The following is a 21,832-nucleotide window of genomic DNA, read 5'->3' on the forward strand; positions in this document are numbered from 1 at the left end:
ACTCCATGCTATTGCAGGTCATGACCGTTAGTGGTTTATACCGCTTTGTCACGCCGGTGCTGGCATTGACCGTTAGCCCAGGTTTCGAAGATGGCTCGGTCGTCAGCAAGTATCATCAGGGCAAACAGGCGTTCGCCCAGTGTGGTGCAGCGCGTGATACGCCGGGTCAACAGGTCGGTGGCGTACGGGTCGATGACGACAAAGTCCGCTTCCAGGGAGGGCCGTAATTGTCCGATAGCGTGATCCAGCGACAGCATCTTGGCATTACCGTGCGTGAGTCCGTAAAACCCCTGCCACGCCGTCAGCGGCTGTCCGCCAAGCTGGCCGACCTGATAAGCGCTTTTCAAGGTGGCGAAACCGGTCAGGTCCGTACCTGCACCAATATCGCTTGCGTAGGTAAAGGCCATGCCAACCTGATTGGCCGCTTCACGATTGAAAAGGCCGCTTCCCAGAAAGAGATTGGAACTAGGGCAGAAGGCGATATTGGCGCCGCGACCCGCCAGTCGCTGTCGCATGCTGTCGGTCAGGTGTACGCCGTGGGCAAAGGTACTCTTGGGGTTTACCAGTCCCGCCTGTTCGTAGACGGCCAGGTAGTCCTTGCTATTCGGGAACAGCTCGGCTACCCAGTCAAGTTCGCCACGGTTTTCCGCCAGGTGGGTCTGCAACCAGAGCGTGGGGTCGGTTCTCAGCAGTGCCCCGGCCGCGTCCATTTGCGTCTGGGTCGAGGTAGGAGCAAAACGAGGAGTGACGCTATAGCCCAAACGGTCGCGTCCGTGCCAGTCCGCAATGAGCCGTTCGGTATCGGCCACACCGTGTGCGCCGTCCAGAAGCGCTTCGGGCGCGTTGCGATCCATCATGACCTTGCCAGCAAGCATGCGCAGCCCGCGTTTCTGACAAGCGGTAAAGAAAGCATCGACCGAAGGAGGATGGCTTGAGCCAAACACTTGAGCGGTCGTGGTTCCCGCGCGGAGCATTTCGTTCAGAAACGCCTGGGAAAGAGCTTCGGCGTGCTCGGCGCTTTGAAAGCGACACTCTTCGGGGAAAGTGTACTCGTTTAACCAGTCCAGCAGCTGACGACCGTAAGAGGCCATGATATCGAGCTGCACATAATGCACATGACTGTCGATAAACCCGGGCATGATGAGCTTGTCGCGATAATCGAGTACGTCGGCATTCAAAGGAAGCTGGGATGCCAGGCTGGTGTAGTGATCCACGGCATGAATACGCCCACCCTTGAGCCACAAGAGGCCATCTTCAAAATGTTCGACGCTGTTGGCAACGGGAGTATTGTCTTCACCGGGGTTGGCGGCAAAACTCAAAAGCTCGGCGCGAATAAAGATATCGTTGATTGCAGTCATGTCCCATCAAACTTGTGAAGAGTCGTGAAAAAGCGGACGCAGCGATGAGCTGTCGAGACCGCGGTTGGAGGTAGGGGGCTGGATATCAGTGAGCCAGAGAAGCTCGGTGACGACAGACAGGGCAATGGCGTAAGGGGTCTTGTCGTGAAATTTGGCGCCGCCCACCGCCCCGATAGGGCAACGCACCCGCTCTATCTGCTCTGCGCTGTACCCTGCACGCTGAAGACGACCTTGAAAGCTGGACCATTTGCTCTCGGAGCCGATCAGGCCGATCGAACCCAGATCGCTTCGCTCGATGAGCGCTTTTACCAAGGCATAGTCCTCATCGTGACTATGGGTGGCGACGATGACGTGGCTGCAGGCCGGCAGAGTTCGAACCGATCCAGTGATATCGCTGAGCAGAACTCGGTCAAGGCGCGGCTCTTCAGCCAATGGTTGCAAAAATGTCGTTCGGCTATCAAACCAGTGTCGCTGCCAAGGCAGCGGGGCGCTCAATGAAACAATGTGCTGGCCGACATGCCCTGCGCCGAAGATGATCAGATGAGAGGCTGAACCTGGAAAGACTTCCAGCAGGATATTGACGTAACCGCCGCAACACTGACCGCTTCGTCCGCCCAGTGAAAACGCTTCCAGATGAAACCCCGTCTTTCCTTCAGCCAGATAGCGCCGGGCCAGCTCGATGGTCTGCCATTCGAAGGCCCCGCCACCAAGCGTATCAATCACACATTCCGGCGTTATCACCATACGCGCACCGGGCTCCCGGGGTGTCGAGCCCATGGCGGTCACCTGGGTAGCCAAGACATGGGCCGCCCCGATTCGCTGAAAGTGATCCAGCGCGGCATGCCAGGTGGTCAGCGAGGTAGAGTTCACAGCGCTCGGGGCCTGATCGCTTGAGCGGCGAGCAGTACACGCTCCGGCGTTGCCGGTGTATCGAGCGCAGGCGATACATGATAGTCCGTGAGGCTCGAGAGTGCATCGCGAAGCGCCGACCAGACGCTGATACCCAGCATGAACGGTGGCTCGCCCACCGCTTTGGAGCGATACAGGCTTGCCATGGAGTTGGGGTGGCCTTTCAGGAGCGCGACATTGAATACCGGCGGCAGATCGCCAAAGGTAGGGATCTTGTAGGTGGCCGCGCTGCTGCTGAGCAGCGCGCCTTTGTCGCTCCACTTGAGCTCCTCGCTGGTCAGCCATCCCATGGCCTGAATGAAGCCGCCTTCGACCTGACCGATGTCGATCGCCGGATTGAGTGCATCGCCCACATCGTGAAGAATATCCACGCGATCCACCTGATATTCACCTGTCAATGTATCCACGCTGACTTCAGAGACGGCCGCCCCAAACGCGTAGTAGTAGAAAGGGCGTCCCTGGCCCAAGGCGCGGTCATAATGAATCAACGGCGTGGCGTAAAAGCCCTTTTCGGAAAGCGATACACGGTTCAGGTAAGCGGTCTGCACCAGTTCGCCCCAGGGCAGGCGATATTCGCTTTCGCCAAGGCCTGCGATCAACATGCCGTCTTCCAGACGCATGCCTTCCCGGTCCAGTCCGCCCTCGAAATGAGCCGCTGCGAAATCAAGCAGGCGCTCACGCAGTTTGCCCGCTGCATCACGAGCGGCCATGCCGTTCAGATCCGCCCCGCTCGAAGCCGCCGTGGGCGACGTGTTCGGTACCTTATCGGTACGCGTTGCACTGATGCGAACATCGTCAAGGTCAAGCCCCAGCTCTCGGGCCACCACCTGGCATATCTTGGTATGCAGCCCCTGGCCCATTTCAGTACCGCCGTGATTGATCATCACGCTGCCGTCGGTATAGACATGAAGCAAAGCGCCTGCCTGATTGAGATGCTGCGCGGTGAAGGAAATACCAAACTTCACCGGCGTCAATGCCAGCCCCTTCTTGATGATGGGACTCGCGTCGTTGAACGTTTTAATGGCTTCCCGACGTTTCCAGTAGTCGCTGTCGTGTTCAAGGGTCTCAACCAGAGTATGCAGCAAGGCGATTTGATCGATTTTCTGGCCGTAGTGGGTGATATCAAAACCCTGGCGATAGAAGTTACGCTTACGCACGGTAAGCGGGTCCTCGCCAATATGTCGCGCAATGTCGTCCATCGCCGCTTCGATCACCATCATGCCCTGGGGCCCCCCGAAGCCGCGAAACGCCGTATTAGATGCCGTATGGGTCTTCGCCCGATGACCGGTAACCCGTGCAGCACCCAGGGAATAGGCGTTATCGGCGTGAAACATGGCCCGGTCGACGATGGCGTCCGAAAGATCCGGTGAGTAGCCACAATCCCCGATGAGATCGATATCGCCACCCTGGATGACCCCGCGCTCGTCGATGGCCAGCCGGTAACGATTATGAAAGGGGTGGCGTTTGCCAGTGATCTGCATGTCGGTGACGCGCGGAAGACGAAGGCGCGCAGCCTTGCCGGTGCGGCGCGCAATGATGGCAGCCATGCACGCCCAGGGTGAAGCCTGGGTCTCCTTGCCACCGAAGCCGCCTCCCATGCGTCGAACCTCGACGGTGACGCTGTGAAAAGGGATGCCCAGCACCTCGGCAACCAGTTTCTGGGTTTCACTGGGGTGCTGGTTGGAGGTATAAACCATCACACCTTCATCTTCAGTAGGCAGGACCACACAGGCCTGGCCTTCCAGGTAGAAATGCTCCTGCCCCCCGACGAACAGCGCGCCCTCGATGACGTCATCAGCGTTTTCTAGCGTTTCGCGCCACTCGCCGCGCGCCTGCACGTGAGTGGGACGAACCAGCTCGCTGTGCTCAACCGCCGTGACCGGGTCCAGAATTGCCGACTGCTCATCGATTTCGATATGGGCAAGTGCTGCGGCCTTGCGTGCCGCCTGATAGGAAGTCGCGGCTACGGCGAACAGACACTGCCCGGCGTAACTGATCTCCTTCTCGACAAAGATCGGGTCACCCGGAAACACCGGGCCGATATCGGTATGTCCGGGGACATCGCCAAACGTGATGACATCGACGACGCCAGGCGCTTTTCTGACCGCCTCCAGATCAAGGCAGGTCAGGATGCCATGAGCCGTCGGAGAGAGTCCTAGTGCAATATGCAGGGTATCCGCCGGTGTCTTGAGGTCGTCGATATAGCTTGCCTTGCCGGTAACGTGTTTTCGCGCGCTTTCATGGTAGCTTGACGAGCCCGCCTGGCGACGACCTTTGCTATCCACGGTGTGTCGAGCCAGCGGCCCATCGCCGGTAATCTGATCCTTGAGTTCGCGGCGGGCATGGCGGCTTTCAGTATCGATTCTAGTGAGCGTACGCATTAAGCATCACCTCCGAGTGGGGAGTGCAGAGCGTTACATAAAGCCGCTCCAGAAGGTTCGCGGCGGCCTGCTCACGGTAGCGCTGACTGCCGCGGACATCGCTCATGGGCTGGAAGTCTGCTGAAAGCGCCCGCTGAGCGGCCTGAAAAGTGGCCTGGGTGAGCGGTTGACCCTCAAGGGCGGCTTCGGCATTCAAGGCGCGTCTGGAAGTTGACGCCATGCCGCCGAAGCCGAGCCGAACGTGCTTGAGGACGTCATCTTCCAGAACGAAATGAAACGCGCCCAGCACGGCAGAAATATCGTCCTCGCGCCGCTTGGAAAGCTTCCATACGCGCAGTGAAGCGTTCTCGACAAGCGCGGGAATAAAGATTCTGCTGATCACTTCGTCGCTGTTCAGCACGGTTTTCTTGTAATCGATGAAAAAGCGGTCGAGCGGTAACTCCCGAGCGCCATCCGGGCCGGCCAGTTCCACCCAGGCCCCCAGAGCCAGAAGTACCGGGGGGGTATCGCCGATGGGGGAAGCGTTGGCAATATTGCCACCCAGCGTACCCCGGTTTCGAATCTGCCTGGAGCCCAGGCGTTCCAGCAGATGTGCAAACGCGGGAAAATGGCGCTCAAGAAGATCTTCAAGTTCTGTGTAGGTCACCGCACTGCCTACCCACCAGCCCGGCTGCGACTGGAAACGGGCCTCTTCGATTTGGCGAAGCTCGTTCACCCGGGTAACATCGATAAGCTGTTCAAGGGTGCAAAGCTGTTGGGTGGTTTCAAGCCATAGATCCGTTGCGCCGGCAACCAGTCTTGCCGTCGGATAACGTGATTTCAGCTTTACAAGGTCATCGAGCGTGCCGGGCCGGGTAAAAAAAGCCGTATCGCTTTCGGGGGAAGGGGGCGGCGTCCTGGTTGAATCCAGTGAAGCGTCGTACCAGGCGGGCGGTTGCCAGGGGGTGCCTTGCATCTTCAGGGCGGCGTCGCGAATGGGGCGATAACCGGTACACCGGCACAGGTTGCCCCCCAGGGCCGCCTCCAGAGTTTGATTGGAGAAAGGCGGTGTCGAAGGGGCGCCGTTGTAAAGAGTGAATAGCGACATCACGATACCCGGGGTACAGAAACCGCATTGGCTGGCGTGACATTCGATCATCGTCTGCTGGGCGGGATGCAGGCCGCTTTCCCCTTCGAGCCCCTCCACGGTAACCAGGTGTCTACCGTGCAACTGGTGGGCCGGGGTGATGCAGGCGTTGAGGCTCGAAAACTTCTCTTGTGAGCCGTCCGGATTGCGAATCGCCACGGTACAGGCGCCGCAGTCGCCCGAGGCGCAGCCCTCTTTCGTTCCCGTATAGCCCAGTTCCTCGCGTAAAAGCGTTAAGATGCTGGTGTCCGGTGGCACATCGCAGTGTCTTGACGTTCCATTCAGGAGAAATTCGACGCTCGGCATTGCCATCCCTCTTGTTATTCTGACCAATCGGTCAATATGCTAGAGCTTGGGATAAAAAAGAGCCTCATGCAAGACTTTGTTGTATGCACAAAAAAGGTGCCAAAGCGCTCATTTAGAGTGCATCTTGGTAATGTGTTCGGTGAATTTAGTCGGTGAATGTAGCCGGTAAAGGTACAAGGGAATGCGAAAAAATGAGGCAGCAAGTTATCAAGGATAAAGGCGGACGGGAAGGCGTTGAACAAACCATCTTGAACGCGGCTGAACACGAGTTTGCCCAGCATGGCTACCGTGGTACCAGCCTTCAAGCGATTGCCGACCGTGCGGGCTTGCCCAAGGCCAATGTCTTGTACTACATGGGCAGCAAAGAGGCACTTTATCTAAAGCTTCTGAACAAGATGATGATGCGCTGGAATGCAGTACTGGAAGATATTACCCCGCAAAGCGATCCTCGGGAGGTGCTCAGTAATTTTATCCGCACCAAGATGATGCTTGGTCAGCGTTATCCCGAAGGGTCTAGATTGTTTGCAGCGGAAATTCTCGCCGGGGCACCTTTTCTGAACGACTATCTCGAAGGCGAACTCCGTGAATGGGTTGCCAGCCGGGCGGTTGTCATCCGTCAGTGGGCTGCTCAGGGAAAGATGGATGACGTGGACCCTTGGTTTCTGATCTTCTTGATCTGGTCATCCACACAGCATTACACCGAGTATAGCGCTCAGGTAAACGCTATCCTGGGGCGTGAGCGCTTGAGCGACGAGGATATTGCCGGTGTGACCGGCTTTCTCGAGCAGGTGATCCTGAAAGGGTGCGGAATCGCCTGACGCGTGGGTCTTCATCATGTCTGCAGCGCGACTCGTGTGCCGAAAGCCAGGCGCTCTTCAGGCGAGACGGTTTGAGTCGGGGCGCCGATCATCTCATCGTGTACATCGGAGTGAGTCAATACGGCCTGTTCAAAACCCAGAGGGCGAAGCACTCGGCTGATCCACTGAGTACCGGCGAAGCGTTGGATGTCGCCATTTTCTTCCACCAGCTCCTTTACGCCTAGAGCGTGATGCAGACGCACCACGTACCAGCTGGCATCCAGCGCGTGAATTTCAATGCGGTAGTTATTGAAAGGTGTCTTTTCAGAAGAAAGGGTCTTTAGGGTAATTGTATCTACTGACATGTCCAGGGCACCTACTGAGGTGGCTCGGTGCCAACGCCGGGAACGCGATAACGTGCACCATCGGCGCGTTGTTCTTCATAGCGCTGGTTCTCGTCTTCAGGCACCACGCCAATCACGGTTTCTTGTGAGCCATCCGGCCAGGTGTAGGTGGTACAGCCGGCAAGCCCCAGCAACAGGGCCGCGCTTAGCGAAGCAGGTAGTAAGGTACGGCGTTGAAACATTGAACACTCCCTCGACCACGTTATATTTTTCGAAAGCTCACAGCGCTTGAAAGCAAAACAGGAATGTTATCCTGCTCCTTTGCACTATAGCGGATACCTACGTTGAGCAAAACGCAAATTACACGCTGGGCCGAGTTGCCGGGCGGCCCCGTTCTGAAGCCAATGATCGAGCGCGACCCTATAGCGCAGGGAAGACGCCGGTGCACTAGCGTATCATCAGCCTGGGGCGAGGCCGTATGCCATGCTCGGAAACTGTCGAGGTGGCAGATCAGAACGGATGACGCTTAATTGGCGTGACGTCGCACGCGTGACTTCAACGACGAATCATTGGCCGTAGGTAAGGAAACAGTATGGAAGACGCCATGGATAAACGGTTGCGATGGCTTGGTTATCTCACATTGATAGGCACTCTCTTAACGACCTGCGTCATTTTATTGGGCGCCTGGACACGCCTGGTAGACGCCGGGCTTGGTTGTCCGGACTGGCCGGGCTGCTATGGACGTTTGCTGGTGCCTGACAGCGAACACGCCGCACTCATACATCCCGATGCCCCCCTGGAGCCTGCCAAGGCGTGGATGGAGATGGTTCATCGCTATATGGCCACTCTCCTGGGCGCCGTAGTGGTGAGTATCGTGCTGTTTGGCCGTAAGCTTCGTCATCTTGAAGGCTACCCCTGGCGATTGAGCGTTGGGCTGTTGATAGTCATCGCGATTCAGGGGGCCTTTGGGGCATTTACCGTTACACTCAAGCTTTGGCCCCAGGTGGTCACGCTGCACCTGTTGGGCGGCATTGGCGTATTGATGCTCTTTTTATGGTTGCACTTGCGTGTTCGCCGTCGTGTACAGAAAAGGCCTTTGGGACGTCGCCCGTTGAACATGTTGTGGGGGGCGGTTGGCGCGCTCCTGGTACTGCAGCTGGCGTTCGGTGGGTGGGTAACCAGTAACTACGCCGGGTTGGCTTGCCAGGGAATTCCTACCTGCAATGATCAGTGGTGGCCGCCCATGGACTTCAGCGAGGCGCTGCATCTCACCCAGACGGTGGGACCCAACTATCTCCACGGACAACTGCACGCCAAGGCTCGCACCGCTATTCAAGTCATTCATCGGCTCGGTGCACTGCTTCTGGGACTCTCCCTGTTGGCTCTTTGGTGGCGCTACAGACATGTTCCTTCATTGAAAGGTGCGCTCGTCCTGGCGCTTGGCGCTTATGGCCTTCAGGCGGCGCTGGGTGCTGCCAACGTTTTGATGTGGCTGCCTTTGTGGCTTGCTCTCATGCATACCGCAGGCGCGGTTCTGCTTTCAGCCAGCATCTGCTGGGCCTGGTGGTGTTGGCGCCAATCTGGCAATGGCGACCATGTATCCGGCGTCGGTGCTTAACCATATCGAGCGAGGTAATTCGATAAAATTGGTTAAACCCGCTATATAGAGTGTACAATTCTGGTTAAGCTATTGGTTTAAGCTGGGCAGGGCTTGAAGGGGCAGCAAGGGCCCGAGTTTGCACACGCTTATAAAGGAGCTACATGAATTCCATATTAGCGCTAGTATTACTGCTGGTGGCCGTCATTATCATGGTTGGCCTGGGTGGCTATGCTCTGACACTGCGTAAAGAGGTGAAGCGGCGTGAAGCGTTTCGGCTGGAAGAGGATCAGCGGGCGCAACAGAACAGTCTTGAAAACCTTGACTACGTCGCAAGTGCCCTGGTTCAAGAGCAGGTCGATATCACCGAAGGCTGCTGGCGTTGCAAGGTGTTGCTTGAAATCGTCGACCCCAGCCTGACTGAGCGGGAAGAGTTTCAGGCATTCGCCGAAGTTTACAGCCGCACACGTCATCTCAAGACGCACTCCGCCCGAAAGCAGCTGACGCCGCGCGAGCGTATGCAGGAAGATAAGGAACGTATGGCCGTCGAGAACGAGATGCGTCCGGCGGTATTGAGCGCCGCTCAAGCCGTACTCGAGTGGCGAGCCCAGGGCGGCTCGGCACTGCATTGATAGAGCGAAAACTCCCGTATAGACGTGTGGGCGAAGTTAGCGTACTTTTCTTGGCGTCGGTTACAAGAGTTTTGCTATGCTGGATATGCCGATATTGGCAAAATGTTGATATCTGGGCATTGATGCCGTCTAGCTTGCCTCCAGGGCAGGGGATGACAGGCAAACCGACCGGGTTAGAAGAGCTCTTGGCCCATTCGACACCGGTCAAACGAAAAAACGGATGCTCTCGTTAAATAAGAAGCATTGGATAAACGTGGTTAAACGACCTCGTTAGCATTGGATCAAGAAGGAGTCTTGCATGAAAAAATCAACGACAGGCTTGCTCATCGGTTCGGCTTTGGTAGTAGGCCTTTCCGGCTGTGCTAGCTCTGCTTCACAATCGTCTGGCCAGGCAAGCGCAAGCAGCGATCGTAGCTGGTACCAGCATCCGGCAATCTGTGGTCTGGCTGGTGGCCTGATCGGCGGCGGCATCGGCTATGCTACAAGCAGCAGCTCCGATGAAGAAAGCGGTGCCGCCACTGGCGCAGCAGCGGGTGCAGCCATTGGCGGCCTTCTGTGTGCCGATCGTACGCCGCAGCCGGTAGCACCTCAGTGCCCGACCTACGGTGAAGTACCTGCTGGTGTTGCAGTCGACGCCCAGGGCTGCCCGCTGGACTCCGACAACGACGGCGTTCCGGACTACCGTGACCAGTGCCCGGGCACTCCGGCTGGCGTTGAAGTCGACGCAGTAGGTTGCCCGCTCGATTCTGACAATGACGGCGTTCCGGACTACCGCGATCAGTGCCCGAACACCCCGGCTGGTGTAGAAGTGAACGCTCTGGGTTGCCCGGAAAGCGTGGTTCTCCAGAACGTTAACTTCGAGTTTGACTCCGCTCAGCTGACGCCTGGTGCAGAACAGGTGCTCAACGGTGTTGCTCAGCGTCTGGTCAACAACCCCGATGTTCGCGTAAGCATCGAAGGCCACACTGACTCTGTAGGTTCTGCAGAGTACAACCGTGACCTGTCCCAGCGCCGCGCAGAATCGGTTGCACGCTATCTGTCCCAGCGTGGCGTACCGTCCAACGACATGCGCTCTATCGGTTACGGTGAAGACCGTCCGGTCGCTACCAACGAAACAGACGAAGGCCGCGCGCAGAACCGTCGCGTTGAGCTGGACGAGTGGAACTAAGCTACTCGTAACTTGGCAGGTGCCCGCATAGGCGGCGCACTTGCCAAGCGCTAAACCAGCCGGTGGCTTGTTTAGCTTAAATAAAGCGCTGGCCTTGTGCCGGCGCTTTGCTGTTTGTAGCGCTCATTAAAGCGCAGCCTTCCGATTTTTTCTTGTTGATACTGTTACCGGGACCTATGAGGGCTGCCAATTCGTTCAGCTCATTGAATGTTAATGATAAATATTGTCATTTATTTTATTGATGTTAGGCTAGTCAAGCGACCGGTAAACGCAAATGGTTCTTATATCTAACGTGGATCAAATATCGCAGCGAAAGCTGCCGCTCACCAGTAACGGAGACTTAACGTGCTGAAAAGGCCCTTCTTTAGCTTGCCAGGATGCTGGTGCATCTGCGTGCTGGCAAGCGCCCACGCTGCAGCAAGTGATGAAACCATGGATCAGGCGGCTCAAGGTGTAGAGGCCCAGCAGACACAATCGGCCATTCAGCAACAGATCGATGCTGCCGATGAGCAAACCCGTAGTGCCCTTGAAGAGTTGAGAGCGCTCGAGCGTGAGACTCGTACGCTGCAGGCATCGAATGCTGCGGCCAGTGCAAGGCTTGCAACCGAAGCCGAGCGTCAGCAGCGTCTAGACAGCGCCCTGGATACCGTGAGCGAAACCCGCGCGGCACTACCCGTCATCGAGCAGGACATGACCGAGCAACTGATTGCCTTCATTGAAAACGATCTTCCCTTCCTGCGCGGGGAGCGTCTGGCAAGAGTGCAGAGTCCTCAGGGGGAGGGCAGTACACCGCGCATTGAACAGCTTCTGGAAACCTGGCGTGCCGAGCTCGAGTACGGTCGCACGATTGATCATTGGCGGGGCCGCCTGGAGCAAAGTGAAGGCTCGCCGCGTGAGGTGGAGTATCTGCGCGTAGGGCGAATCGGATTTTATTATCTGACTCCGGACGGTCGCGAAGGCGCGGTATGGGACGCCGAAAGTAACCAGTGGCAAGCGCTGAATGAACGCGAGCGCAGGGAGGTACGTAATGGGCTGCGTATCGCCGAGGAGCAGCGCACCCCGGAGCTACTCTACCTACCGCTATCGATCACCGCCGAGCAGGAAGGCCAGTCATGAACGCATTTCACAAAAAGCGCCGGTTTCAATGGAGTGCGCTTGCTTTGATAAGCTGCCTGTGGACAGCGCCCGTTCTTGCACAAAGTAACGATGTCACCTCCTTGAGCGAGGCACGCCAGGCAGCGCAGGCGCGTGACGAGGCGCGTCTGGAAAGTTTCTTGAACGATCAGGAGGTGCTGGAAGAAGCGCTTGAAGACGCCAGGGCCGCCAACGCCGAAGCCCGGGAACAGCGCGATGCACTTCAGGCGCAGCAAGAAGAGCAGACGCTTCAGGCAGCCGAGTTGGCCAGTCGTCAAGGAGAGCAGGGCGAAGAACTTGCTGCGCTACTGGCGAGTCTTGAGCGTCAAAGCGATGAGGTACGCAACGCGCTGGGCGAGCAGAGCTGGCTTACCCTTGGCGATACGCCCCTTCCGCCACGCCTGGACAGAGTGGAAGTACTTGAGCGCGCCCAGCTGGAAAGCGTGGTCGATAGCCTGGCCGCACTGAGTGCGCAAACCGGTCGCGCCGAAAGACTGACCCTGCCGGTCGCCAACGAGCACGGCGATATCGAAAACCGTGACGTGGTACGGCTAGGGGATTTTGCCGCCTTTACTGACACGGCGCTCTTGCGCATGAGCGCCGAGAACGGCACGGTGTCCGAGTTGCCGCGCACGCCGTCAGAAATTCAATCGACACTGGGTGAGTATCACCGCGGCGAAAGCCGTCAGTTTGCAATCGACCCTTCCCGGGGAAGCGTACTGGCCGCACTGATCCAGCGCCCCAGCCTCTGGGAGCGTTTTCAGCAGGGGGGCTACGTAGGCTATGTCGTCGTGGTACTGGGTGTAATCGGTCTGCTGGTCGCCCTCGCTCAGTACCTTTATCTTTGGGTGGTCAGCGCGCGCGTCAAACGCCAGCGCCGTTCACTGGATGCGCTCAAGGACAACAACCCCTTGGGGCGCGTCCTGCATCGTTTCAAGGATATGGACAAGCACCAGAGCGCCGAGGCGCTGGAGGCGCGCCTGGACGAGGCGGTACTGGCGGAGCTTCCGCGTATCGAACGGGGCCAGCCGATGGTCAAGCTGCTGGCGGCCATCGCCCCGCTTCTGGGGCTTCTAGGCACCGTGACCGGCATGATCGTGACCTTCCAGGCCATTACCGTGTTCGGCACCGGCGATCCGCAGTTGATGGCCGGCGGTATCAGCCAGGCGCTGGTCACCACGGTGCTGGGTCTGGTGACCGCCGTACCGCTGCTGTTTGCACAGACGGCACTGGCCAGCCGCAGCCGTTACCTGACGCAGGTGATCGAGGGTGAAGCAAGTGCCACCCTGGCCAACCATCTGGAGGCGCAGTCGGCAAGCCACGGCCAGGTGGTGAACTAGATGCCGACACTTCCTCTTTGGCTTGAGCCCGTCGAGCGACTGATCGAAGCCGGTGGGGTCGTGCTGGTGGTGCTCGCCGTTGTCGCCGTGCTGGTGTTTGCCATGGCGATCGAGCGTTTCTGGTACTACCGGGTCACCTGGCGTATCGCCCGGCGCCGGCTGGTCAAGCACTGGAGTCAGCGGCAGGATCACCGCAGCTGGAGCGCGCGAACGCTGCGCCAAGTCTGGTCCGAGGCGCTGGTGGGTAAGCTTCGCAGGCCGTTGCCCTGGCTGAAACTTCTGGTGGCGCTGTGTCCGCTGCTGGGCCTGCTGGGAACCGTGACCGGCATGATTGCGGTATTTGACAGTCTTTCATACAGCGATACCCACCAGGCTCGCGCCATGGCCGACGGCGTGGCCCGGGCCACACTGCCTACCCTGACCGGCATGGCCATTGCCGTGGTGGGGCTTTTATTTATCAGTCGCCTGGAGCACGTGATTCGTCGCGAAGACCAGCGTCTTCACGACCGCCTGGCGCGGGCCTTGGAGAGTAACGATGCGTAGACGCCGTTCGACAGATGCCACAGCAGACAGCAGCGAAGTCAATCTGACTCCGATGCTCGATGTTGTATTCATCATGCTGATTTTCTTTATCGTCACCACCAGCTTCATCAATGAAAGCGGCATCGAGATCGACCGTCCCGAGTCCAGTGCGGCAAGTTCGCGCGCGGATGCTCAGGTGCTGTTGGCGATTACACCTGAGGGAGCTGTCTGGGTCGATGGCAGCCCGGTGGATATCCATCGTGTAGGCCAGGAAGTATCCGGGCTACTTAGCGCCGACGGCTCGGTGGTCATTCAGGCTGATCGCGACTCCACCACCGGGCTCTTGATCGAGGTCATGGACCGGCTGCAGCAGGCGGGCATCGAACAAGTGGCGGTGGCCGCGAGTCGGAGTGCGCAATGATTCGTCGTCTGCTTTCGCTTCTGGCAGGCGCGGCGCTGGCGGTCGGGCTTTTCTGGTGTCTTGCGATTCTGGTTACCCCGCCCGAGCGTCCGCCGGAGGAGCCGGACATGACCATGAACATGACCATGGTAGAGGCGCCGGAGATTGCGCCGGTGCAGGAGGCGCCGGCCCAGGCCGAGGTTGCGCCGCCCACCGTTGCTCAGCCGCCGCCGATGCCGGAGCCGGCTGCAGTGTCGGACAGTGCCATCGCACTGTCCGATGTCGAGCTGCCCGATGAGCCAATGGAACCTGTCGAGCTCGATAGCGAACTGCCGGAACTGACCGAGGTAGCGCCGGAGCCTGTACCCGAGCCGACGCCAGCGCCCGAGTCGACGCCAGCGCCCGAACCCACGCCAGCGCCCGAGCCTGCGCCCGCACCCACGTCTCAGGTGTCCCAAACCGCTCCTTCATCGGCGCCAAGTACGCCTGCTCCGCAAGCCAGTGCGCCGGTTTCCAGCGAGCCTGTGAACGTAGGGCAGCTAACTCCGACCAATCGAACAAACCCGGTGTATCCATCTCGCGCCCAGCGGCGGAGTATGGAGGGCTTTGTCGAGGTTGCCTTTGTTGTTCGCCGTGACGGCAGCGTGGACGCCAGCACTATCGAGGTCACCAACGCGCAGCCTCGGCGAGTTTTCGAAGATGCTGCACGCGAGGCCATAGCACGCTGGCAGTTTGAACCGGGCCAGCAGCTGCGTCGCGCTACGCAGCGAATCGAGTTCCAGCTGAGGTAGCCAATGAAACGTATAGCGCTTTTGATGTTCAGCGGGTGGGCCGCTATCGCTCAAGCGAGCGAGCCGTTGCCCGGTGACATCATTCAGGACCTGAATTCGCTGCAAAGCGCGCTTTCAAACGCCGGTGAGCAAAGCGAAGCACTTGAAAGCATCGCCACCCGCGCCACGCGCCAGGCCGAGCGGTTGCAAGGTGGCAATCGTTCGGATCAGTGGGCGAGCGCGCTTTACTATCAGCTGGCGGCGGGCGCGCTATCCCGCGAGGGGGATTTTGAAGCCGCGGCGGATCAGCTGGCTCGCGCTCGTGCGCGCAGTAGTGTAAGCACCGAGCAATCAAGCCGGTGGCTGCGGGAGGAGGCTTCGCTCAGGCGCGCCGCCGGCCAGCGTGCTGACGCCATCACTTTATATGAGCAGTGGCTGTCGAGTGACAGCGACAGTGAAATGAGCTGGCAACTGGTACGTATGCTTGCCGGTGAGCAGCAGTGGGAGGCCGCGGCCGAGCGCTTGACGCCACTTCTGGAACAGGCAGGTTCGCTGAGCGAGACGCAGCAGGCGCTGACCCTGAACGTGCTGCGCCGCGCCAACCAGACTGAACAGGCTCTTGGCTGGCTCTTGGATGGGCTAAGCGACCAGAGCAGTGCCGACGAGTGGCGCCAGGCCGCAGGTCTTGCCCAGCAGGCAGGGCAGACAGGCATGGCCGCCGGGCTTTGGGAGATGGCCTGGCAGCTTGGCAAGCTTGGAAGCGATGAGGATTTCGATACGCTTATCGAGCTGCACCTGGCTGGCGGCACACCTGCCCGGGCGGCCGAGCATCTGGAGCAGGCGATAGCGGCAGAGCGCCTGACCCGTGATGAGCCTACGCTGCGCCGTCTGGCAAGGGCATGGTACCAGGCGAAAGACAGCCAAAAAGCGCTGGATGCCTGGCAGGCACTGGCCGAGGCGAGCCAGCAAGGCGACGACTGGCGTCGCTATGGCCAACTGGCCTACGCCTGGGGCAAGGTGGGCCGGGCCGAGCGCGCCTGGGAAGAGGCCCAGGCGTTGGGTGACGAGGAAGCCGGCGCCTGGCTTGCCAGTCTACGCTAGCCTTGTTCGGCGAGTGTCAGTGAGAAATCGCTCCAGGTCGGTGCGTGATCCGATGGGCGCTCCATGGCGCGTAGGTCGTAATCGATGCCGGCGCCGGTGACGTTTTCGGCCAGTGGTTTGGTAACCAGGATGTAGTCGATTCGAAGCCCACGCTTGGGCTCGCGGTCAAAGCCCTTGGAGCGGTAGTCGAACCAACTGAAGTGCTCATTATCGCTGGGGTGGCAGACCCGGTAGCTATCTTCAAGGCCCCAGGCCTTGATGCCCTCGAGCCACTCGCGTTCCACCGGCTGAAAACTGGTTTTCCCCTCGCGCAGCCAGCGTTTACGGTTTGGCTCGCCAATGCCGATATCCTGATCTTCCGGGGAGATGTTGAAGTCTCCCATCACGGCCAGGCGCTCATCCGGGCGGTGATGCTGTTGAAGCAGGTTGGCCAGCTGCTGGTAGAAGCGCTCCTTGTGAGGAAATTTCACCGGATGCGAGACGTTTTCGCCTTGGGGAAAGTAGCCGTTGTAAACCGTTACCGGCTCGCTGTCCTCGCCTGCAAGCGTTACGCCAATCATGCGGCGCTGGGCGTTCTCGTCATCATCGGGAAAGCCATAGTGCACCGCGTGAGGCTTTTGACGGCACAGCATTGCTACCCCATAGTGGCCTTTCTGCCCGAAGTGGTAAACGTGATAGCCCATCGCCTTGACCTCATCCAATGGGAATTCGCTATCCTGCACTTTGGTTTCCTGAAGACCTATAATATCCGGCGCGAGGGTGTCGATAAGCGCCTGCAGTTGAGGAAGGCGCGCCCGAATGCCGTTGATGTTGAAAGAAACCAGGCGCATCAGGAGTGATCTCCCGGCGAGGGCTCGTCCTTTCTGTCGGGATGGATGTCGATGGATTGACCAGTTTGCTGGCGAGCGAGCTTGCGCACCGCCTGAAGCTTGCGCTGCTGCTGTTTCTTGGCTACAAACCGGCGCGAGGGTGCGACCTGATCGGGGTTCTCCTTGCGCCACTTCTTGTAATCCTTGCGCCGGCCGGTACGAATGGTGACCTTGTCCGCCAGCGAGCGGGTTTTTTTCTTACGCGTCATATCGCGCTCCTTCGTCAATTTGGTCGTCATTCTAACAGGCCGACGTGCACCGCACACACCAAGGCGCGCTCTTATTGCCAAGCCCTGTGGTACACTACGCGCGTCTTGATGCCTAACATCCACCGTAATGGACAGATACAAAGCCTATGAGCGAGTCGGAACAGACCACAGCATCGGCCCAGAACCGCAAGCCTAAACGCCGTCGCCGTAAACCGCGTCGCCGTCAATCCGGCTGGGACCTTCGCCAGTTTCAGGTGCCTGCCGTGGCCGGCAAGTGGCGCTTTCATGACTTTGATTTACCGCTGCCGCTGATGCGCGCCATTCACGCCCAAGGGTTTGAATACTGCACCCCGATCCAGGCCGAGGCGCTACGCCAGACGCTTCTGGGTGGCGATATCGTCGGCAAGGCGCAGACCGGAACCGGCAAGACTGCGGCATTTTTGATGTCGACCCTGGCCTACTTTCTTGAAGAGCCGGTGCCCGAGGGCCAGAAGCCCGGTGCGCCCAGGGCGCTGATTATCGCCCCGACGCGCGAACTAGCCCTGCAGATCGAGAAAGATGCCAAGGCGCTTGCCCGCTTCACGCAGCTCAACGTGGCAAGTGTGGTAGGCGGCATGGAGTATCAAAAGCAGCGCGAGAGCCTCACCAAGAAGATCGACATTCTTGTGGCCACCCCGGGCCGTCTGCTGGACTTCCATCAAAAGCGCGATATCGATCTTGCCGAGGTCGAGGTGCTGGTGCTCGATGAAGCCGACCGGATGCTCTCCATGGGGTTCATCCCCGATGTGAAGCGTATCATTCGCTACACGCCAAAAAAGGAGCAGCGTCAGACGTTCCTTTTCTCGGCCACCTTCACCGACGATATCCTGAGCCTTGCCAGCCAGTGGACGGAAACCCCCGCCCATGTGGAGATCGAGGTCACCGTCGAGAACCAGGCGGATATCGATCAACGTGTCTACCTCGTGTCAGACGACGACAAGCAGCGCCTGCTGGTGAAGCTCCTTGAGCAGGAGAGCTTCGAACGGGTCATGGTGTTCGGCAACCGTCGCGATCTGGTACGCAAGCTGGACACCGCACTCAGAAAGGCGGGGGTCAGCGTCGCGATGCTTTCCGGCGATGTGCCCCAGGCTCAGCGCATCAAGACCCTGGAGGATTTCCGCGAAGGCAATATCCAGGTGCTGGTAGCCACCGATGTGGCCGGGCGTGGCATTCACATCGAAGATGTGAGTCATGTGATCAACTATACCTTGCCCGAAGATCCGGAAGACTACGTCCATCGAATCGGCCGTACTGGCCGCGCCGGTGCGAAGGGAGTATCGATCAGCTTCGTGGGCGAGGAAGATGCGTTTTCGCTGCCGGAAATCGAGCGCTACATCAACGACAAGCTTCCCTGCGAGCATCCGCCTGAAGGCATGCTGTAACAGCAATGCTGGATAACGAACTCAAGGCGAGTATTCAGGAGGCGTACCGCAAGGTTGTCGAAAACCTGGAACTGACGCCTCGCTACGGACAGCGGCTGATGATTGCCGAGATTGCCCGCACCCTTGGCGATATCGAGGTCGATGACGAGGGTAAGCGCGTAAGCGACTGCCATGTCTGCGTGCTGGAGGCCGGGACCGGCACAGGGAAGACGTTGGCCTATCTGATCTCGGCGCTGCCCGTGGCAAAAGCCAAGGGCAAGCGCCTGATCGTCTCGACTGCAACGGTCGCGCTTCAGGAGCAGGTGCTCAACCAGGACCTGCCCGCCCTGGCAAGCCACAGCGGTATAGCGTTCAAGTACGCCCTTGCCAAGGGGCGGGGGCGTTATCTGTGCGTGGCGCGCCTTGATCAAGCCCTTGAGGGCGTTGAACCCAACCCGACGCTATCGCTCTTCGAGCAGTCGCTGGGTGACCAGAGCAGTGAATTCACGGTGCTGGCCACCGATATGGCCGAAGCCTACGGTAGCGGCAAGTGGGAAGGCGACCGGGATAACTGGCCGGCTTCCATCGAAGACTCCCACTGGCGGCGGCTGACCGTGGATCACCGTCAATGCACCGGACGGCGCTGCGGTCACTTCGGTGCCTGCGCCTTTTTCCGCTCCCGGCGGGAACTTGAAAACGCCGATGTCATCGTGGCCAATCACGATCTGGTGCTGGCGGATCTGGCGCTGGGCGGTGGGGCAATCCTGCCGGACCCGGCAGACTGCATCTTCGTCTTTGACGAAGGCCACCATCTGCCTGACAAGGCGCTTTCGCATTTCGCCCATCGGTTTGCGGTTCATGGTTGCCTGCGCTGGCTCAAGACTCTTAAATCCAGTCTGAGCGATTTGAATACGGGGCTGGGCGGCCAGCCCACCATTGCCAGGCTGTTGGCGGGCCTTCCCGAGCTGTTGCATGGTCTGGAGCCAACCCTTGGCGATGTGTTCAGTCTGGGACATCAACTGGCCGGGCGTGATCGCGGCTTGGCCGATGAAGAGTCCAGCCACCAGTTCCGTTTCGAAAAAGGGCAGGTACCCGAGGCGCTCAAGGAGCAGGCGGGCCAGCTCTTGACGCTTTTTGCCACACTATCGCGAACGCTCGAGAGTATCAGTGACATCTTGCGCGAGACCCTGGACCCGGATAAGCAAACCGGGCTCGAGCGTGAGCAGGCGGAGAGCTGGCTACCCTTGATGGCGCTCTTGCACGGACGCAGCCTGGAGGCCCATGCGCTTTGGCAGAGCATGAGCGAGCAGGACGCACCGAACGTACCCCCCAGCGCGCGCTGGATCACGCTGAGCCGGGTGGCGGGCGAGGCGGAGATCGAGTTCTCGGCAAGTCCGGTATCGGCGGCGCATACCCTTGCCAAGCATCTGTGGGGGCGCTGTCATGGCGCCGTGGTGACCTCGGCCACCCTGACCGCCCTGGGGCGCTTCGAGCGACTGCAGGAGCGCGCCGGGCTTGCCAATCGCTATCGTTATCAGGCCCTGCCCAGTCCCTTTGACTACGCCAATGCCGTGCTCAGAGTGCCGCCCGAGGCCACCGATCCAAGCGATCGGGAAGGCCATGAGCGCGCCATCGTCGAGTTTGTCAGAACGCTCGGGGAGAAAGAGGCGGTGCTGGTACTGTTCTCCTCCCGTGCCCAGCTTCGGGCCGTGGAGAAAGCGCTGCCCGCTGTTACCAAGGAGCGGGTGCTCGCTCAAGATGCGCTGCCCAAGCGCGAATTGATCGAGCGTCACCGGGCGGCGGTGGACAGGCGCGAAGGGAGCATCATTTTTGGTCTGGCAAGTTTCGCCGAAGGGATCGATCTGCCGGGGCGCTATCTGACCCACGTGGTGATTACCCGTTTGCCCTTTGCCGTGCCGGATGACCCGGTGGGCGCGACCCTGGCCGAGTGGATCGAAAGCCAGGGAGGCAATCCCTTCATGCGTATCAGCGTACCCGATGCCTCCATCAAGCTGGTCCAGGCTTGCGGGCGCCTGATTCGTAAAGAGAGCGACGAGGGGGTGATCACCTTGCTGGACAAGCGGGTGATCACCCGCCGCTACGGTCAGGCGCTGCTGGACGCGCTGCCGCCTTTCCGGCGCGAGATAAGCTAGTTGAAGGGCAGGTGATGACAAGGGCAGGTTAGTCACAAGGACAAGCCCCTCACAAGGACAAGCCCCGCGGCCAGGCCGTGGGGCGTTTCTTAGCGCTTGGCCAGTACCGGGGCGAGCTTCTCGTTCATTTTCTTGAAGGCCTCGACAGTAGTATCCCAGTCGATGCAGGCGTCGGTGATCGATACGCCGTATTGAAGCGCGCTCACGTCGTCGGTGAGTTTCTGGTTGCCCCAGCCGATATTGGACTCGACCATCAAGCCGATAATCGATTTATTGCCCTCGAGAATCTGATTGGTGACGTTTTCCAGCACCAGCGGCTGAAGAGCGGCATCCTTGTTGGAGTTGGCGTGGGAGCAGTCGATCATGATGTTGGCCGAGAGCTTCGCCTTGGCAAGCTCTTTTTCGGCAAGGGTGACGCTGACACTGTCATAGTTGGGCTTGCCGTTACCGCCGCGCAGTACGACGTGGCCATAGGCATTACCCCGGGTGCGGATGATCGCCACCTGGCCGCCCTGGTTGATGCCCAGGAAATTATGCGGGTTGGCCACGGACTCGAGCGCGTTGATGGCGACGTCAAGGCTCCCGTCGGTGCCGTTCTTGAAGCCCACGGGACAAGACAGACCCGAGGCCATTTCCCGGTGAGTCTGCGATTCGGTGGTGCGTGCGCCGATCGCCGACCAGCTGATGCAGTCCTGCAGGTACTGGGGCGAAATCGGATCCAGTGCCTCGGTTGCCAGTGGCAGACCAAGCTCGGCAAGCTCGACCAGGAGTTTACGGGCGATATGGAGCCCTTCGTCGATTTCAAAGGAGCCGTTCAGGTAGGGGTCATTGATGAGTCCTTTCCAGCCCACCGTGGTGCGCGGTTTCTCGAAGTAGACACGCATCACGATATACAGCGAATCACTGACCTCGTCGGCCAGCTGGCGCAGCTTACGGGCGTAGTCCAGGGCGCCCTCGACATCGTGGATGGAGCAAGGACCCACTACCATCAGCAGGCGAGGATCGTTGCCATCCAGAATGTCCTGAATGACCCGGCGGCCTTCGATGACGGTTTTTTCCGCCTTCTGGGTAAGCGGAACAGCGGTTTTCAAGGAATCCGGTGTGGTAAGAACATCCTGGGCCAGGACGTTAAGATTGCTAACCTCTTGATCTGACATGGTACTACCTGTGCGTAGGGCTATGGGTATGAAGTGGACACTACTATGGCGCGTTAGGGGCGCAAAAATCAATTGTTACGGAACCCGGGCAAGCGAGCTAGTGTCAGCCTTTGGGTTTCAACCCGTGCGGCAAGATGCTTGATGCGCTAGGCATAACGC

21 protein-coding genes are annotated in these 21,832 nt (G+C 59.3%); 12 read left to right on the forward strand and 9 right to left on the reverse strand.

Going from position 1 to position 21,832, the window contains the following annotated elements; all coding sequences use genetic code 11:
• Positions 1-35 precede the first annotated feature (35 nt).
• From guaD to xdhA, 4 genes are read right to left on the reverse strand one after another with little or no spacing between them, the layout of a single operon-like run.
• Positions 36-1,358, reverse strand: a complete 1,323-nt coding sequence (gene guaD, locus ACWF8S_RS07505; protein ID WP_447556231.1) for a guanine deaminase — start codon at positions 1,356-1,358, stop codon at positions 36-38.
• 6 nt (positions 1,359-1,364) lie between these two features.
• A complete protein-coding gene (gene xdhC / locus ACWF8S_RS07510; protein WP_447556232.1) occupies positions 1,365-2,228 on the reverse strand; it encodes a xanthine dehydrogenase accessory protein XdhC in 864 nt (287 codons plus the stop codon).
• Positions 2,225-4,648, reverse strand: a complete 2,424-nt coding sequence (gene xdhB / locus ACWF8S_RS07515) for a xanthine dehydrogenase molybdopterin binding subunit (RefSeq protein ID WP_447556233.1) — start codon at positions 4,646-4,648, stop codon at positions 2,225-2,227. The genes xdhC and xdhB overlap by 4 nt, the downstream gene beginning before the upstream one ends.
• Positions 4,632-6,080 (reverse strand): xanthine dehydrogenase small subunit, encoded by a 1,449-nt coding sequence (gene xdhA / locus ACWF8S_RS07520; protein WP_447556234.1) that lies wholly within the window; start codon positions 6,078-6,080, stop codon positions 4,632-4,634. Before xdhA ends, xdhB begins: the two co-directional genes overlap by 17 nt.
• A 191-nt stretch (positions 6,081-6,271) precedes the next feature.
• Here xdhA and ACWF8S_RS07525 point away from each other — a divergent pair, with 191 nt between their 5' ends.
• Complete coding sequence (locus tag ACWF8S_RS07525) at positions 6,272-6,898, forward strand: TetR family transcriptional regulator C-terminal domain-containing protein (protein WP_447556235.1); 627 nt, start codon at positions 6,272-6,274, stop codon at positions 6,896-6,898.
• A gap of 14 nt (positions 6,899-6,912) precedes the next feature.
• Here the strand turns inward: ACWF8S_RS07525 and ACWF8S_RS07530 are convergent, their stop codons facing one another.
• Positions 6,913-7,242 carry a DUF6482 family protein gene (locus ACWF8S_RS07530; protein WP_447556236.1) on the reverse strand — a complete coding sequence of 110 codons (330 nt, stop codon included), beginning with the start codon at positions 7,240-7,242 and terminating at the stop codon, positions 6,913-6,915.
• A gap of 11 nt (positions 7,243-7,253) precedes the next feature.
• Positions 7,254-7,463: a hypothetical protein gene (locus tag ACWF8S_RS07535; RefSeq protein ID WP_447556237.1), complete on the reverse strand. Its 210-nt coding sequence runs from the start codon at positions 7,461-7,463 to the stop codon at positions 7,254-7,256.
• Positions 7,464-7,825: 362 nt separating this feature from the next.
• Between ACWF8S_RS07535 and ACWF8S_RS07540 the strand changes: the two genes are divergently transcribed.
• From ACWF8S_RS07540 to ACWF8S_RS07580, 9 genes are all read left to right on the forward strand, one after another.
• Entirely contained in the window at positions 7,826-8,839 is a 1,014-nt protein-coding gene (locus ACWF8S_RS07540) for a COX15/CtaA family protein (protein ID WP_447556238.1), read from the forward strand.
• Positions 8,840-8,982: 143 nt separating this feature from the next.
• Positions 8,983-9,450, forward strand: coding sequence for a DUF2489 domain-containing protein (locus tag ACWF8S_RS07545; protein ID WP_447556239.1), 468 nt, complete (start codon positions 8,983-8,985; stop codon positions 9,448-9,450).
• Between the two features lie 298 nt (positions 9,451-9,748).
• Positions 9,749-10,618 carry an OmpA family protein gene (locus ACWF8S_RS07550; RefSeq protein WP_447556240.1) on the forward strand — a complete coding sequence of 290 codons (870 nt, stop codon included), beginning with the start codon at positions 9,749-9,751 and terminating at the stop codon, positions 10,616-10,618.
• Positions 10,619-10,963: 345 nt separating this feature from the next.
• Positions 10,964-11,734: a DUF3450 domain-containing protein gene (locus ACWF8S_RS07555; protein ID WP_447556241.1), complete on the forward strand. Its 771-nt coding sequence runs from the start codon at positions 10,964-10,966 to the stop codon at positions 11,732-11,734.
• Positions 11,731-13,092, forward strand: a complete 1,362-nt coding sequence (locus ACWF8S_RS07560; RefSeq protein WP_447556242.1) for a MotA/TolQ/ExbB proton channel family protein — start codon at positions 11,731-11,733, stop codon at positions 13,090-13,092. The genes ACWF8S_RS07555 and ACWF8S_RS07560 overlap by 4 nt, the downstream gene beginning before the upstream one ends.
• Positions 13,093-13,635 carry a MotA/TolQ/ExbB proton channel family protein gene (locus ACWF8S_RS07565; protein WP_447556243.1) on the forward strand — a complete coding sequence of 181 codons (543 nt, stop codon included), beginning with the start codon at positions 13,093-13,095 and terminating at the stop codon, positions 13,633-13,635.
• The gene (locus tag ACWF8S_RS07570) at positions 13,628-14,035 is read left to right on the forward strand and encodes an ExbD/TolR family protein (protein WP_447556244.1); all 408 of its coding nucleotides are present in this window, start codon (positions 13,628-13,630) and stop codon (positions 14,033-14,035) included. The genes ACWF8S_RS07565 and ACWF8S_RS07570 overlap by 8 nt, the downstream gene beginning before the upstream one ends.
• Positions 14,032-14,805, forward strand: a complete 774-nt coding sequence (locus ACWF8S_RS07575; RefSeq protein ID WP_447556245.1) for a TonB family protein — start codon at positions 14,032-14,034, stop codon at positions 14,803-14,805. Before ACWF8S_RS07570 ends, ACWF8S_RS07575 begins: the two co-directional genes overlap by 4 nt.
• 3 nt (positions 14,806-14,808) lie before the next feature.
• Positions 14,809-15,885: a hypothetical protein gene (locus ACWF8S_RS07580; RefSeq protein ID WP_447556246.1), complete on the forward strand. Its 1,077-nt coding sequence runs from the start codon at positions 14,809-14,811 to the stop codon at positions 15,883-15,885.
• On the opposite strand, the gene xthA is transcribed toward ACWF8S_RS07580, so the two are convergent.
• Both xthA and ACWF8S_RS07590 read right to left on the reverse strand, forming a co-directional pair.
• Positions 15,882-16,715, reverse strand: coding sequence for an exodeoxyribonuclease III (gene xthA / locus ACWF8S_RS07585; protein WP_447556247.1), 834 nt, complete (start codon positions 16,713-16,715; stop codon positions 15,882-15,884). The genes ACWF8S_RS07580 and xthA overlap by 4 nt on opposite strands.
• Positions 16,715-16,963 carry a hypothetical protein gene (locus ACWF8S_RS07590; RefSeq protein ID WP_447556248.1) on the reverse strand — a complete coding sequence of 83 codons (249 nt, stop codon included), beginning with the start codon at positions 16,961-16,963 and terminating at the stop codon, positions 16,715-16,717. Before ACWF8S_RS07590 ends, xthA begins: the two co-directional genes overlap by 1 nt.
• 146 nt (positions 16,964-17,109) lie before the next feature.
• On the opposite strand from ACWF8S_RS07590, the gene rhlB reads away from it, so the two are divergent.
• The gene (gene rhlB, locus ACWF8S_RS07595; protein ID WP_447556249.1) at positions 17,110-18,384 is read left to right on the forward strand and encodes an ATP-dependent RNA helicase RhlB; all 1,275 of its coding nucleotides are present in this window, start codon (positions 17,110-17,112) and stop codon (positions 18,382-18,384) included.
• Positions 18,385-18,389: 5 nt separating this feature from the next.
• Entirely contained in the window at positions 18,390-20,516 is a 2,127-nt protein-coding gene (gene dinG, locus ACWF8S_RS07600; RefSeq protein WP_447556250.1) for an ATP-dependent DNA helicase DinG, read from the forward strand.
• 89 nt (positions 20,517-20,605) lie between these two features.
• Here dinG and ACWF8S_RS07605 read toward each other — a convergent pair whose 3' ends face one another.
• A complete protein-coding gene (locus ACWF8S_RS07605) occupies positions 20,606-21,673 on the reverse strand; it encodes a 3-deoxy-7-phosphoheptulonate synthase (protein ID WP_447556251.1) in 1,068 nt (355 codons plus the stop codon).
• Positions 21,674-21,832 lie beyond the last annotated feature (159 nt).

It is taken from the genome of Vreelandella xerophytica (assembly GCF_968048975.1).